Origin of the sequence: Streptomyces sp. NPDC057253, assembly GCF_042669125.1 — a bacterium.
In the GTDB taxonomy this organism is placed as follows: domain Bacteria; phylum Actinomycetota; class Actinomycetes; order Streptomycetales; family Streptomycetaceae; genus Streptomyces.
In genome coordinates this window covers 25,347-39,162 of record NZ_JBHUXV010000090.1, presented here as the reverse complement: position 1 = coordinate 39,162, position 13,816 = coordinate 25,347, and the positions used below count along the sequence as shown (strand labels likewise).

General features: G+C 70.4%; 13 protein-coding genes. 9 read left to right on the top strand and 4 right to left on the bottom strand.

Going from position 1 to position 13,816, the window contains the following annotated elements:
• Positions 1-2: 2 nt before the first annotated feature.
• Complete coding sequence (locus ACFULQ_RS35445) at positions 3-1,199, bottom strand: methyltransferase domain-containing protein (protein WP_383551941.1); 1,197 nt, start codon at positions 1,197-1,199, stop codon at positions 3-5.
• Positions 1,200-1,289: 90 nt separating this feature from the next.
• Here ACFULQ_RS35445 and ACFULQ_RS35440 point away from each other — a divergent pair, with 90 nt between their 5' ends.
• From ACFULQ_RS35440 to groL, 4 genes are all read left to right on the top strand, one after another.
• Positions 1,290-2,246 carry a polysaccharide deacetylase family protein gene (locus ACFULQ_RS35440; RefSeq protein ID WP_383551939.1) on the top strand — a complete coding sequence of 319 codons (957 nt, stop codon included), beginning with the start codon at positions 1,290-1,292 and terminating at the stop codon, positions 2,244-2,246.
• On the top strand, positions 2,243-3,037 hold the full coding sequence (locus ACFULQ_RS35435; RefSeq protein WP_383551937.1) for a polysaccharide deacetylase family protein: 795 nt from the start codon (positions 2,243-2,245) through the stop codon (positions 3,035-3,037). Before ACFULQ_RS35440 ends, ACFULQ_RS35435 begins: the two co-directional genes overlap by 4 nt.
• 319 nt (positions 3,038-3,356) lie before the next feature.
• Positions 3,357-3,665, top strand: coding sequence for a co-chaperone GroES (gene groES / locus ACFULQ_RS35430; protein WP_013001368.1), 309 nt, complete (start codon positions 3,357-3,359; stop codon positions 3,663-3,665).
• A gap of 118 nt (positions 3,666-3,783) precedes the next feature.
• Entirely contained in the window at positions 3,784-5,409 is a 1,626-nt protein-coding gene (groL, locus tag ACFULQ_RS35425; protein WP_383551935.1) for a chaperonin GroEL, read from the top strand.
• 96 nt (positions 5,410-5,505) lie between these two features.
• On the opposite strand, the gene ACFULQ_RS35420 is transcribed toward groL, so the two are convergent.
• Together ACFULQ_RS35420 and ACFULQ_RS35415 are read right to left on the bottom strand one after the other, a co-directional pair.
• Positions 5,506-6,195, bottom strand: coding sequence for an ester cyclase (locus ACFULQ_RS35420; RefSeq protein WP_383551933.1), 690 nt, complete (start codon positions 6,193-6,195; stop codon positions 5,506-5,508).
• Positions 6,196-6,355: 160 nt separating this feature from the next.
• Positions 6,356-7,129 carry an SDR family NAD(P)-dependent oxidoreductase gene (locus ACFULQ_RS35415; RefSeq protein WP_383551931.1) on the bottom strand — a complete coding sequence of 258 codons (774 nt, stop codon included), beginning with the start codon at positions 7,127-7,129 and terminating at the stop codon, positions 6,356-6,358.
• Positions 7,130-7,256: 127 nt separating this feature from the next.
• On the opposite strand from ACFULQ_RS35415, the gene ACFULQ_RS35410 reads away from it, so the two are divergent.
• Entirely contained in the window at positions 7,257-8,156 is a 900-nt protein-coding gene (locus ACFULQ_RS35410; protein WP_383551929.1) for a LysR family transcriptional regulator, read from the top strand.
• Positions 8,157-8,249: 93 nt separating this feature from the next.
• Here ACFULQ_RS35410 and ACFULQ_RS35405 read toward each other — a convergent pair whose 3' ends face one another.
• Positions 8,250-8,576, bottom strand: a complete 327-nt coding sequence (locus ACFULQ_RS35405; RefSeq protein WP_383551927.1) for a WhiB family transcriptional regulator — start codon at positions 8,574-8,576, stop codon at positions 8,250-8,252.
• A 381-nt stretch (positions 8,577-8,957) separates the two neighbouring features.
• On the opposite strand from ACFULQ_RS35405, the gene ACFULQ_RS35400 reads away from it, so the two are divergent.
• The 4 genes from ACFULQ_RS35400 to ACFULQ_RS35385 all read left to right on the top strand — a co-directional run bounded on the left by ACFULQ_RS35400 (position 8,958) and on the right by ACFULQ_RS35385 (position 13,350).
• Complete coding sequence (locus ACFULQ_RS35400; protein WP_003948568.1) at positions 8,958-9,569, top strand: response regulator transcription factor; 612 nt, start codon at positions 8,958-8,960, stop codon at positions 9,567-9,569.
• Positions 9,570-9,853: 284 nt separating this feature from the next.
• Entirely contained in the window at positions 9,854-10,441 is a 588-nt protein-coding gene (locus ACFULQ_RS35395) for a sigma-70 family RNA polymerase sigma factor (RefSeq protein WP_007384137.1), read from the top strand.
• A gap of 162 nt (positions 10,442-10,603) precedes the next feature.
• Positions 10,604-12,106, top strand: a complete 1,503-nt coding sequence (guaB, locus tag ACFULQ_RS35390) for an IMP dehydrogenase (protein ID WP_383551924.1) — start codon at positions 10,604-10,606, stop codon at positions 12,104-12,106.
• 119 nt (positions 12,107-12,225) lie between these two features.
• On the top strand, positions 12,226-13,350 hold the full coding sequence (locus ACFULQ_RS35385) for a GuaB3 family IMP dehydrogenase-related protein (RefSeq protein WP_383551922.1): 1,125 nt from the start codon (positions 12,226-12,228) through the stop codon (positions 13,348-13,350).
• Positions 13,351-13,816 lie beyond the last annotated feature (466 nt).

The window sequence follows — 13,816 nt, the reverse complement described above, 5'->3', positions numbered from 1 at the left end:
GCTCAGGACGGTCCAGCACCAGTGACGGCCCTCGCGGGGGCGCCGATCAGCATGGTCGGCGCCCCCGCGACGCGCGTCAGGAACACCGTCACCGCGTTCGTGCCCTGGGGCTTCGGCAGTGCCTTGCGCCGCAGCTCCTCCGGCTCGACGGCCGACCCGCGCTTCTTCACGGTCAGGATCCCGACCTCCCGCTCCCGCAGCAGCGCCTTCAACTTCTTCACGTTGAAGGGCAGTCGGTCGGTGATCTCGTACGCCGTCGCGTACGGCGTCTCGCGCAGCGCGTCCGCGGTGACGTAGGCGATGGTGGGGTCGATCAGCCCGCCGTCGAGCTCCTCGGCCACCTCGGCGACCAGGTGGGCCCGGATGACGGCGCCGTCCGGCTCGTACAAGTACCGCCCCACGGACCGGACTTCGGGATCGGGGAGCCCCCGGCCGAGCAGGGTCCGCGGTCCCGGCAGCAGGGTCGCCCGGATGTCCCCCGGGGTGCCGCCGAACCACAGCACCGCCTCCTTCACGTCCCCGCCGTCGGAGATCCACTCCGCCTCGGCCTCCTCGGGGACCGCCTCGTGCGGGATGCCGGGTGCCACCTTCAGTGCCGCGTGCGGGGCCCTGAGGGCCGCCTGGACGGCCCAGGAGAGCGGGGGCGAGTAGGCCTCCGGGTCGAAGATGCGCCCGCGTTTCGTGGAGCGCCTGGCCGGGTCCACGAACACGGCGTCGTACGCGTCCGTGTCGACCTCCGTGACGTCCGCCTCCCGTACCTCGATCAGGTCGGCGAGTCCCAGCGCGTCCGCGTTCGCCCGCGCGGCCGCCGCCGTGAGCGGGTCCCGGTCCACCGCGAGGACCCGGATCCCGGCCCGGGCCAGCGCGATCGCGTCACCGCCGATCCCGCAGCACAGGTCGGCGACGGACCGCACCCCGAGGGCCCGGAAGCGCTCGGCCCGGTAGGCGGCCACACTCGCCCGCGTCGACTGCTCCACCCCGTCCGGCGTGAAGAACATCCGCCCCGCGTCCTCGGCCCCGAACTTCGCCGCCGCCCGCTGCCGCAGCCGGGCCTGGCCGAGCGCCGCGGAGACCAGTTCGGCGGGATGCTCGCGGCGCAGTCGGGTGGCGACGGCGAGTTCGTCGGCGGGGGAGGTGCCCCGCACGGTGTCGAGGAGGGCGCGGCCCTCGGGGGTCAGAAGGGGGGCGAGGTCGTTCACCGGGTCATTGTGGGCCAGTCGGTGGACGGCGCGCTTCCGGCGGCGGTGTCGACCCGGGATCAGGGGTGTGACCTGCGAGGATCCCGCTCCATGGGAGCAGTAGGACAAAAATACAAAAACAGTGCGTTTCTGGTCTCGATCTGCAGCGGACTCGTCCTTCTGGCCGTGGCCGCCCTCGTCTCCGGCTGTGCCGGGCAGGCCGGGACCGGCACCCGGTCCCAGCGGGGCGACACCCTGGGAGGGCAGCCCCTGAAGGCGCCCCCGGCCCCCGCCGCCGAACTCCAGGCCGACAAGACCGTCATCCGGGCCGCCGCACTCCGCGCCGAGCGGGCCCGGACCGCCGCCGCCAGGCGCTGGAGCCTCAAGCAGGTTCCGCTCGTCGCCCCGCCCGCCCCCGCGGAGAAGCCCCGCATCACCACCCGCCGCGGCTTCGAGGTCGACGGCCACGAGGAGAACGGCCTCCCGCCGGTCTTCACCACGATCCCCACCGACCGCAGGATCGTCTTCCTGACCATCGACGACGGCGCCGAGAAGGACCCCGCGTTCCTGCGGATGATGAGCGAGCTGAACGTGCCGTACACCGCCTTCCTCAGCGACTACCTGATCAAGGGCGACTACGGCTACTTCGCGAGGATGCGGGACCGAGGGGTCGTCCTCAACAACCACACCCTCCACCACCCCTACCTGCCCGCGCTGTCGTACACCCGCCAGAAGCGCGAGATCTGCGGGATGCAGGACGTCATCGAGAAGCGCTACGGCACCCGGCCCCTGCTCTTCCGCCCGCCCTACGGCAACTACAACGAGGACACCCTGCGGGCGGCGAGGTCCTGCGGGGTGCGGTACGCGCCGATCTGGAACGAGGAGGTCTTCGTCGACCACTGGGAGTACCGCGAGTCGGACCAGGAGATCCACCCCGGTGACATCGTGCTCAGCCACTTCCGGGGCCGCGGGGAGTGGAAGGGCACCATGCCCGACATGGTCCGCCGCTTCCTGGACAAGGTCACGGCCGAGGGGTACGCCGTCGCGCGCCTGGAGGACTACCTGTGAGACCGCGGGCACTGGTCGCCGTGGGGCTGGCGACCGCACTGCTCACCGGCTGCGCCCAGTCCGTCGACCCCATCGAACGGCTGGGCCGCAAGGCCGCGCAGCGGGTGGGCTCGGACGGCCCGGCCGGCGCCGACGCACGGCCGTACCGCCACTGGGGCCTCACCGCCCCGCTGCCCGCGCCCCCGCGCCGGCAGGCACGCCCGGCCGCGGTGGACCCGAACGGCCCGCTCCCGGTGGTGAGGCGGGTGCCGACGTCCGACAGGGTGGTCTTCCTCACCTACGACGACGGCGCCGAGCGGGACCCCCGGTTCGTCGACATGGTCCGTGAACTGCGCCTCCCGGTCAGCATGTTCCTCACCAACAGCGTCGTCGGACCCGGCTACGGCCACTTCGCACGCCTCCAGTCGGTCGGCGCGAGCATCCAGAACCACACCCTCGACCACCCCGCCCTGCGCGGCCTGCCCTACACCGGCCAGCGCGCCGAGATCTGCGGCCAGCAGGAGAAACTCCACGCCCGCTTCGGCATCCGCCCACGCCTGTTCCGCCCGCCCTACGGGACGTACGACACCACGACCCGGCACGCGGCGGCCGACTGCGGCCTGGCGGCACTCGTGCTGTGGAGCACGTCGGTGGAGGACGGCACCCTGGAGCGCCCGCTGCGGGCGGGGGACATCGTGTCGGTGGCATCGGGCGAGGCGGCGGGCCCGAGCCTGACGGAACGCACGACGGCGGTACTGAGGGAGATCGAGCGCAGGGGCCTGACGGTGGGAAAACTGGAGGACTACCTGTAGCCAATTCACCCCGTCCGGCTACAGCCACTCAGCCCGTCCGGCGTTTGAGGACGAGGCCGCAGGCCGATGGGGGGTCCGGGGGCGCAGCCCCCGGGACGCTCACCCCCACCCACCCGCACCAGAACCCGGCACGCCAGCGCAGCGAATTGGCACTCCGCTTGACCGAGTGCTAATCGCGGTCATAGTCTCGGCTCTGGCACTCCGCAGGTGAGAGTGCCAACACAGCGACGGGCAGGTCCGGCACCCGCGACGACGGATCCACCTGGTCGCCACCTCAGACAGTTAACCCCGTGAGATCTCCGAAGGGGGAGGTCGGATCGTGACGACCACCAGCTCCAAGGTTGCCATCAAGCCGCTCGAGGACCGCATCGTGGTCCAGCCGCTCGACGCCGAGCAGACCACCGCCTCTGGCCTGGTCATCCCGGACACCGCGAAGGAGAAGCCCCAGGAGGGCGTCATCCTCGCCGTGGGCCCGGGCCGCTTCGAGAACGGCGAGCGCCTGCCGCTCGACGTGAAGGTCGGCGACATCGTGCTGTACAGCAAGTACGGCGGCACCGAGGTGAAGTACAACGGCGAGGAGTACCTCGTCCTCTCGTCCCGCGACGTGCTCGCGGTCATCGAGAAGTAATTCACCTCAAGCTTTTCTGCTTGTGAGCTGCGCCCCGGTCTCCCGCCACCTTATGAAGCCGGGCGTCTGGGGCGCAGTTCGTTTCACCCACGTTTCCCGAGAGGGCTGAACCGCTCCCATGGCGAAGATCCTGAAGTTCGACGAGGACGCCCGTCGCGCCCTCGAGCGCGGCGTCAACAAGCTTGCCGACACGGTGAAGGTGACGATCGGCCCCAAGGGCCGCAACGTCGTCATCGACAAGAAGTTCGGCGCACCCACCATCACCAACGACGGTGTCACCATCGCCCGCGAGGTCGAGGTCGAGGACCCGTACGAGAACCTCGGCGCGCAGCTGGTGAAGGAGGTGGCGACCAAGACCAACGACATCGCGGGTGACGGCACCACCACCGCCACCGTGCTCGCCCAGGCGCTGGTGCGCGAGGGCCTGAAGAACGTCGCCGCGGGTGCCTCCCCGGCGCTGCTGAAGAAGGGCATCGACGCGGCCGTGGCCGCGGTCTCCGAGGACCTCCTCGCGACCGCCCGCCCGATCGACGAGAAGTCCGACATCGCCGCCGTGGCCGCGCTGTCCGCCCAGGACCAGCAGGTCGGCGAGCTCATCGCCGAGGCGATGGACAAGGTCGGCAAGGACGGTGTCATCACCGTCGAGGAGTCCAACACCTTCGGTCTGGAGCTGGACTTCACCGAGGGCATGGCCTTCGACAAGGGCTACCTGTCCCCGTACATGGTCACCGACCAGGAGCGTATGGAGGCCGTCCTCGACGACCCGTACATCCTGATCAACCAGGGCAAGATCTCCTCGATCCAGGACCTGCTGCCGCTGCTCGAGAAGATCATCCAGGCCGGCGCCTCCAAGCCCCTGCTGATCATCGCCGAGGACGTCGAGGGCGAGGCCCTGTCGACCCTGGTCGTCAACAAGATCCGCGGCACCTTCAACGCGGTCGCCGTCAAGGCCCCCGGCTTCGGCGACCGTCGCAAGGCGATGCTCCAGGACATGGCGACGCTGACCGGCGCCGAGGTCATCTCCGAGGAGGTCGGCCTCAAGCTCGACCAGGTCGGCCTGGACGTGCTGGGCTCCGCCCGCCGTGTCACGGTCACCAAGGACGACACCACGATCGTCGACGGCGCCGGTGACTCCGCCGCCGTCCAGGGCCGCGTCGCCCAGATCAAGGCCGAGATCGAGAACACCGACTCCGACTGGGACCGCGAGAAGCTCCAGGAGCGCCTCGCGAAGCTGGCCGGCGGCGTGTGCGTGATCAAGGTCGGCGCCGCCACCGAGGTGGAGCTGAAGGAGAAGAAGCACCGTCTGGAGGACGCCATCTCCGCGACCCGCGCCGCGGTCGAGGAGGGCATCGTCTCCGGTGGTGGCTCCGCTCTGGTCCACGCCGCCAAGGTCCTCGAGGGCGGTCTGGGCAAGACCGGCGACGAGGCCACCGGTGTCGCCGTCGTCCGCAAGGCCGTCGTCGAGCCGCTGCGCTGGATCGCCGAGAACGCCGGCCTGGAGGGCTACGTCATCACCTCCAAGGTCGCCGAGCTCGACAAGGGCCAGGGCTTCAACGCCGCGACCGGCGAGTACGGCGACCTGGTCAAGGCCGGCGTCATCGACCCGGTCAAGGTCACCCGCTCCGCCCTGGAGAACGCCGCCTCCATCGCCTCCCTCCTCCTGACGACCGAGACCCTGGTCGTCGAGAAGAAGGAAGAGGAGGAGCCGGCCGCCGCCGGGCACGGCCACGGCCACTCCCACTGAGCGCACCGCTCGTAAGGAGGCCCCCGTTCCCTGCTGGGTTCCGCAGGGAACGGGGGCTTTCCCCTTCGCGGGCCTTTCTTCGGGCCGCCCGGCCGCTCAGTCGCCGAGTGCCCCCAGCTGTTCCATGAGCCCCGCGCGGTCGTACTGCCACCAGCCCTCGCAGATCCGCCCGTCCCGGAACCGGTGCCAGGTGGTTCCGGTCATGGTCACGTTCTGCCCGGTCGCCGGGATCCCGACGAAGTCGCCGGTGTGCTTGCCGGCCCAGGTCCAGCGGGTGCAGACACGGTCGTCCTGGGCGATCTGGTCGTCCACGCGGAAGCTGAAGGTGAAGGCCTGCCGCCACCCTTCATACTCCTGGCGCGCGGCTGCCAACCCCAGATCCCCGGGATTGGCGGGGTCGTGGTCGAGGTAGTCGTCCGCGAACCGCTCGAACAGCTCCGCCGTCCCGGCCCGTCCGGCCCGCTCGAAGAACTCCCGCGCGACGAGGGTGTTCAGCTGCTCGTCCCGCACCACGTCGAGGTCCGTGAAGGTCGGCGCCGCGTCGCACAGCGCGAGCATCTCCTGGAAGATCCGCTCCGTCTCCGGCAGCCCGGAGTTGCGCATCGCCTCCTCGTACGACGGAAACTCCACGATCTCCACGAAGTGCGACGCGTCGGCCCGGTCCTTCCCGACCACCGCGTGCGTCGCCGTCCGCTTCCCCTTGGTCTGCTCGACCCAGGTGTCCAACAGCCGGTCCATCTCGTCGAAACGGCTGGTCCTGCAGTCGATGAGCTGCACAAACGTCATACCACCGCCACCTCCGGCCCCCCTGGGTCCGGTCGAACACCCCTATTGTCCGCCCGCCGGGACGGCGCCGCAGCGAGAGTTGAAGGCCGGCCCTGATGTCCCGGCCACGACACGGCACCGCCGGCGGACCCACGCCCCGCACCGAAGGCCCTGACACCCCCTACTGCGGCCCGTACTTCCGCCCCGTCCGGGACGAGATCCCGCCCAGCAACCCCCGAGGCGCCACCTTCACCAACCCCATCAGCGCCTTGTACCGCGGGTCCGGGATCGACAGCGTCTTGCCCCGGGCCAGATCGCTCAGTGCCGCCGCCACCAACTTGTCCGCGTCGAGCCACATCCAGTTCGGGATGTTGTCCGTGCCCATGCCGGCCCGCTGGTGGAACTCGGTGCGGACGAAGCCGGGGCACAGGGCCATCAGGCGCACCCCGCTGCCCGCCAGGTCCTTCGCCGCGCCCTGGGTGAACTGCACGACCCACGCCTTCGAGGCGCCGTAGGTCCCGCGCGGGACGAACGCGGCCACCGACGCGACGTTCACGACACCCCCGCGCCCCCGCTCCCGCATCGCCTCCGTCGCCGCCGACGTCAGTCGCAGCACCGCCTCGCAGTGCACCTTGAGCATCTTCAGCTCGTCGGCCATGGAGACGTCGAGATAGCGGCCCTTGTTGCCGAACCCGGCGTTGTTGACCAGGAGGTCGACGGGGGACCTGCGGTCGGAGAGGCGGGCGGCGACCGTCTCGATGCCGTCGTCGGTGGCCAGGTCGGCGGTGCGGACCTCCACCTCGACGCCGTGCCGGTCGTGGAGCTCGGTCGCCTGCTCCTGGAGCCGCTTGGTGTCGCGGGCCACCAGCACCAGGCTGTGCCCGTCGGCCGCGAGCCGTCGTGCGAACGCGGCACCGATGCCCGCGGTCGATCCCGTAATCAATGCCGTTGTCATGGCGCAAGGTTAATGACCAGGACCGACAGGGACCGCGTCCTGCACAGGCCCTTCAAGAGGGCGACCGGCTCCCAAAGGGATCCCTCCACATTCGGCGCCGTACCAAAGCACCACTTATCCTCGAACCGTGATCGAGGCCCGTCATCTCCGTGTCCTGCGTGCCGTCGCCGCCACCGGCTCCTTCTCCGCCGCGGGCCGCGAACTGGGCTGCACCCAGCCCGCCGTCAGCCAGCAGATGAAGGCCCTGGAGTCCTCCGTGGGCACGCCGTTGCTCGTCCGCAGCGGGCGCGAGATGCGGCTGACGCAGGCCGGCGAGGCCCTGGTGCGGCACGCCGCAGGGATCCTCGCCGGGCTCACGGCCGCCGAGGAGGAGGTCGCCGCCATCGCCGGGCTCCGGGCCGGCCGGGTCCGGCTCGTCTCCTTCCCCAGCGGCAGCTCCACCCTCGTCCCCACCGCCCTCGCCGCCCTGCGCGCCGCCCACCCCGGCACCCGGGTCTCCCTGGAGGAGGCCGAACCGCCGCACTCCGTGGGCCTGTTGCGGGAGGGCGACTGTGACCTCGCGCTCGCCTTCCGCTACGAGGGGGCGGCTCAGGAGGGCGAGTGGGACGACCTCGTCGTACGGCCCCTGCTCACCGACCGGCTCGTCGCCCTCGTACCGGAGCGGCACCGGCTCGCGCGCGCCGGGTCCGTGGCCATCGGGGAGCTCGCCGGAGAGTCGTGGATCGCCGGGTGTCCGCGCTGCCGGGGCCAGTTGGTCGAGGTGTGCGAGGGGGCCGGCTTCACACCCCGCATCGACTTCGCCACCGACGACTACCCGGCGGTGGTCGGCCTGGTGGGCGCCGGCCTGGGGGTCGCCGTGCTCCCACAGCTCGCGATCGAGTCCGTACGGCCGCGCGGCGCGCGCACGGTGACGCTGGAACCGGCGGTCCGGCGGGAGATCGTCGCGCTCACCCTGCCCGACCTGGCCCGGGTGCCGGCGGTCGCGGCGACGCTGGAGCAGCTCGCGATCGCGGCGGGACAGAAGTAAGCGGACACAAGCAAGGGGCGGGACACAAGCAAGGGGCGGGACAGAAGCAGGGAAGGGCACGCGCGCGCGTGCCCTTCCAGAAGAAACGTTCCTTCAATTGTTCGATGCGACGCTCCCGACGGATGACGCCGACACCAGCCGATGCCGCGCCCGTCCCATGAGCTCCTCGCGCTCGTCCTCGGTCAGCCCGCCCCACACGCCGTACGGCTCTCTCACCGCAAGCGCGTGCGCCGCACACTGTGCGCGCACCGGGCACCTCATGCAGACCTCCTTGGCCGAGTTCTCGCGAGCGCTCCGAGCCGCACCGCGCTCGCCCTCCGGATGGAAGAAGAGCGAGCTGTCCACCCCGCGGCAGGCAGCCAGAAGCTGCCAGTCCCACAGGTCCGCGTTCGGTCCTGGAAGGCGGGAGAAATCTGCCATTGTGTGACCCCTTGTAGCCGTTCTGGGCGGATACGGTGTCCACGACCGTACATCTACGATCTAAGGAGATGAAAATATGACTCATTGCGAATCTAGCCTCAGACACCAGGAAATGGGAAGAAAAGGGTCTGAATGGGGCATGGGTTGTGATGAAACGTTGTGGGTCCGCCGTGCATGTCTGCACCGTGTCCGCACCCTCACGTAGAGTGCCGAAGACAGTGCGCAGCCCCGTAACTCTTTCGGGTGACCGTCGTTGAGAGTGCGGAGGCGGTTGAAACAACAAGTGCTCGGGCAGGCGTCCGAGACGGTCGACCGCACAGGTGACGATTTCGTACCAGCCTGGAGGCTCAAGGTGACGTGCATCAGCTGCGGAGGGCGGCCATGACATCCGTCCTCGTCTGCGACGACTCCCCGCTTGCCCGAGAGGCGCTGCGCCGCGCGGTCGCGACCGTGCCCGGCGTCGAGCGCGTGACGACCGCGGCCAACGGCGAGGAAGTCCTCCGCCGCTGGGGCGCGGACCGTTCGGACCTGATTCTGATGGACGTACGCATGCCCGGTCTGGGCGGCGTCGAGACCGTGCGGCGGCTGCTGTCCGCGGACCCCGGGGCGCGGATCATCATGCTCACCGTCGCGGAGGACCTGGACGGGGTCGCGCTCGCGGTGGCCGCGGGGGCCCGGGGCTACCTCCACAAGGACGCGTCGCGCGCGGAGTTGCGGGCGACCGTGACCCAGGCGCTCGCCGACCCGACCTGGCGGCTGGCCCCGCGTCGGCTGCGGTCCGCCGAGATGGGCGCGGCCCCGACGCTCACGGCGCGTGAGATCCAGGTGCTCGAGGGGATGAGCCACGGGCGGTCCAACGCGGAGATCGGGCGCGAGCTGTTCCTCTCCGAGGACACCGTCAAGACGCACGCCCGGCGGCTCTTCAAGAAGCTCGGGGCTTCGGACCGGGCGCACGCCGTGGCGCTCGGGTTCCGGTGGGGTCTGGTTCGCTAGGAGCTCGATCGGATCGGTCGTCGTATTGGTGCGGGCCCGTCGTGGCTGGTCGCGCAGTTCCCCGCGCCCCTGAAGGGGCGCGGTCGAGCGGCCTCTTCGATGCCCCGCTGCTTGTTTCGCGGCGGATGCCGCATCCTTGAGATGTGGAGTCTCTCGGGGACGAGTCGGTCGAGCGGAAGGGGAGGGCGCAGGGGATGGGTTCCAGCGCACCTGCTCATAACGCTTCGGTGCACAACAACCAGCGCGATGCCACGGATCCAACGACGCCAAGGCACCATGGACCGATGCGCGACGACGAGGCGGCTCATCCCCATGGGGCGATCGGTGCGCTCGTCCACAGCGCCGTGGAAGGGGACGAGCAGGCCACGCACGACCTGCTCGCCCATGTCCACCCGCTGGCCCTGCGCTACTGCCGCACCCGTCTGTCCCGTCTCCCGGGCGACGCCCGGCACTTCGTGGAGGACCTCGCGCAGGAGGTCTGCGTAGCCGTCCTCCTCGCCCTTCCCCGCTACCGGGACACCGGGCGCCCCTTCGAGGCGTTCGTCTTCGCCATCGCCGCCCACAAGGTCGCTGACCTCCAGCGCGCCGCGATGCGCCACCCCGGTTCCACGGCCGTCCCCTCGGACGAGATGCCCGAGCGGCCCGACGACTCCCTCGGCCCCGAGGAGCGGGCGCTGCTCAGCAGCGACGCCGAATGGGCCAAGAAACTCCTGGCCAACCTCCCCGAGAACCAGCGCGAGCTGCTGCTGCTGCGCATCGCCGTGGGGTTGACGGCGGAGGAGACGGGTCAGATGTTGGGAATGTCACCCGGTGCGGTCCGTGTGGCCCAGCACCGGGCGCTGAGCAGGCTGCGGGCCCTGGCCGAGCAGTAGGCGCGCTGGACAGGGGCGCGCTCCTGAACGGGCGGCGCGCCGTTTCCGTACGAACATACGAAGCCCGGAGCGGGTCCGGACCGTGGAATCGGTGGAATTTGCCACCCTTGCTTCCCGTTAGCATGGACATCCGCACCGATCAAGGCCATTGGGGAAGGTGTCATGACTGCAAACGTCGACGGAGTGCCTGACAAATTCGCGACGCTCGGGCTGACCTACGACGACGTGCTGCTGCTGCCGGGAGCGTCCGAGGTGCTCCCCAACGCGGTCGACACCTCGTCCCGCATCTCCCGCAATGTCCGGGTGAACATCCCCCTGCTGTCCGCCGCCATGGACAAGGTCACCGAGTCCCGCATGGCGATCGCGATGGCCCGCCTCGGCGGTGTCGGCGTGCTGCACCGCAACCTCTCCGTCGAGGACCAGGTCAACCAGGTCGACCTCGTGAAGCGGTCCGAGTCCGGCATGGTCACCGACCCCATCACCGTGCACCCCGAGGCGACCCTCGCCGAGGCCGACGCGCTGTGCGCCAAGTTCCGCATCAGCGGTGTCCCGGTCACTGACCCGGCCGGCAAGCTCCTCGGCATCGTCACCAACCGTGACATGGCCTTCGAGTCGGACCGCAGCCGCCAGGTGCGCGAGGTCATGACGCCGATGCCGCTGGTCACCGGCCAGGTCGGCATCTCCGGCACCGACGCCATGGACCTGCTGCGCCGGCACAAGATCGAGAAGCTGCCGCTGGTCGACGACGCCGGTGTCCTCAAGGGCCTGATCACCGTCAAGGACTTCGTCAAGGCGGAGAAGTACCCCAACGCCGCCAAGGACTCCGAGGGCCGTCTCCTCGTCGGTGCCGCCGTCGGCGCCAGCCCCGAGGCCCTGGAGCGCGCCCAGGCGCTCGCCGAGGCCGGGGTGGACTTCCTGGTCGTCGACACCTCGCACGGCCACAACAGCAACGCCCTCAGCTGGATGTCGAAGATCAAGTCGAGCGTCGGCGTCGACGTCATCGGCGGCAATGTCGCCACCCGCGACGGCGCCCAGGCGCTCATCGACGCCGGTGTCGACGGCATCAAGGTCGGCGTCGGACCGGGCTCCATCTGTACGACCCGTGTCGTCGCCGGCATCGGCGTCCCGCAGGTCACCGCGATCTACGAGGCCTCCCTGGCCGCCCGCCCGGCCGGCATCCCGCTGATCGGCGACGGCGGCCTCCAGTACTCCGGCGACATCGGCAAGGCGCTCGCCGCCGGCGCCGACACCGTGATGCTCGGCTCGCTGCTCGCGGGCTGCGAGGAGTCGCCCGGCGAACTCCAGTTCATCAACGGCAAGCAGTTCAAGTCGTACCGCGGCATGGGCTCGCTCGGTGCCATGCAGTCGCGCGGCCAGGCGAAGTCGTACTCCAAGGACCGCTACTTCCAGGCCGAGGTCTCCGCGGACGACAAGCTCGTCCCCGAGGGCATCGAGGGCCAGGTGCCCTACCGCGGCCCGCTCTCCAGCGTCCTGCACCAGCTCGTCGGCGGTCTGCGCCAGACCATGGGCTACGTGGGCGCGGCCACCATCGACGAGATGGAGTCCAAGGGCCGCTTCGTGCGGATCACCTCGGCGGGCCTCAAGGAGTCGCACCCGCACGACATCCAGATGACGGTCGAGGCGCCGAACTACAGCCGTAAGTGAGTCCTTCCTGAAGGCCACGCGCGCGTGAGGGCGGCTCCGGGAGCATCCGGGGCCGCCCTTGTCGTACCCGTCGGGGATACTGGAAGGCGCTGCAACGCATCAGGGAAAGGCCACACATCGTGACTGAGATCGAGATCGGGCGCGGCAAGCGCGGCCGCCGGGCGTACGCCTTCGACGACATCGCCGTCGTCCCCAGCCGTCGTACGCGCGACCCGAAGGAGGTCTCGATCGCCTGGCAGATCGACGCCTACCGCTTCGAGCTGCCCTTCCTGGCCGCCCCCATGGACTCGGTCGTCTCCCCGGCCACCGCGATCCGCATCGGCGAGCTCGGCGGCCTCGGCGTGCTGAACCTCGAAGGCCTGTGGACGCGGTACGAGGACCCGCAGCCGCTGCTCGACGAGATCGTCGGCCTGGACTCCGAGACGGCGACCCGGCGGCTCCAGGAGATCTACTCCGCCCCCATCAAGGAGGAGCTGATCGGCGCGCGCATCAAGGAGGTGCGCGACTCCGGCGTGGTCACCGCCGCCGCGCTCTCCCCGCAGCGCACGGCGCAGTTCTCCAAGGCCGTGGTGGACGCGGGCGTGGACATCTTCGTCATCCGCGGTACGACGGTCTCGGCGGAGCACGTCTCCGGTTCGCACGAGCCGCTGAACCTGAAGCAGTTCATCTACGAGCTCGACGTCCCGGTGATCGTCGGCGGCTGTGCGACCTACACCGCGGCCCTGCACCTGATGCGCACCGGCGCGGCGGGCGTCCTGGTCGGCTTCGGCGGCGGCGCGGCGCACACGACGCGCAACGTGCTGGGCATCCAGGTGCCCATGGCGACCGCCGTGGCCGACGTCGCCGCGGCCCGGCGCGACTACATGGACGAGTCCGGCGGCCGGTACGTGCACGTGATCGCGGACGGCGGTGTCGGCTGGTCCGGCGACCTCCCCAAGGCGATCGCCTGCGGCGCGGACGCCGTGATGATGGGCTCCCCGCTGGCCCGTGCCACCGACGGTCCCGGCCGCGGCCACCACTGGGGCATGGAGGCCGTCAACGAGGAGCTGCCGCGCGGCAAGAAGGTCGACCTCGGCACGGTCGGCACGATCGAGGAGGTCCTCACCGGTCCGTCGCACATCCCGGACGGCTCGATGAACTTCTTCGGCGCGCTGAAGCGGGCGATGGCGACCACCGGGTACAGCGAGCTGAAGGAGTTCCAGCGCGTCGAGGTGACGGTGGCGGACTCGCAGCACAAGCGGTAGCGGCAGGGCTTACGGCGGCTTGAGGGCCGGTCGTCCCGGGTGGGGCGGCCGGCCTTTTGCGTGCCCTGAGGCTGTGCGAGGCGGGCGGCGCGTGGGGTGGTGCGGGGGCGCGGTTGCGTTCGGGGTGGAAACGGGCTGGTCAGCCGATGCGGGGGCGATAGCGTCCGTGTCGGCGCCCCAGATTGCTGGAGCGCCCCCTTCCAAGGATTTGGTGCCAGGCCCCGCTCCTCGGGGCCTGGCCCGATGTCCAACGAACCGTCCACCAGGCCACTGGGCGGTGTCGTGGAAGGGGGCGCCGATGGGTCGCCACCGTAAGCCCACCCGCTGGGACCGGATCCGTCTTCGGATGGTGAAGTGCCGGAGGAGGTGGATCTTGCGGATTTTCGCATGGTGAGCGGCCGCCCCCAAAGCACCTAGGGGCGGACACTCCGTGAACCATCCAGGAGCCTGCCGCAGTGCCATCTGC

Excerpts from the sequence above, each read along its gene's own strand:
- ACFULQ_RS35440 (WP_383551939.1), top strand. The coding sequence starts at position 1,290 with ATGGGAGCAGTAGGACAAAAATACAAAAACAGTGCGTTTCTGGTCTCG.
- groL (WP_383551935.1), top strand. The coding sequence starts at position 3,784 with ATGGCGAAGATCCTGAAGTTCGACGAGGACGCCCGTCGCGCCCTCGAG.
- ACFULQ_RS35420 (WP_383551933.1), bottom strand. The coding sequence starts at position 6,195 with ATGACGTTTGTGCAGCTCATCGACTGCAGGACCAGCCGTTTCGACGAG.
- ACFULQ_RS35415 (WP_383551931.1), bottom strand. The coding sequence starts at position 7,129 with ATGACAACGGCATTGATTACGGGATCGACCGCGGGCATCGGTGCCGCG.
- ACFULQ_RS35405 (WP_383551927.1), bottom strand. The coding sequence starts at position 8,576 with ATGGCAGATTTCTCCCGCCTTCCAGGACCGAACGCGGACCTGTGGGAC.
- ACFULQ_RS35400 (WP_003948568.1), top strand. The coding sequence starts at position 8,958 with ATGACATCCGTCCTCGTCTGCGACGACTCCCCGCTTGCCCGAGAGGCG.
- ACFULQ_RS35395 (WP_007384137.1), top strand. The coding sequence starts at position 9,854 with ATGCGCGACGACGAGGCGGCTCATCCCCATGGGGCGATCGGTGCGCTC.
- guaB (WP_383551924.1), top strand. The coding sequence starts at position 10,604 with ATGACTGCAAACGTCGACGGAGTGCCTGACAAATTCGCGACGCTCGGG.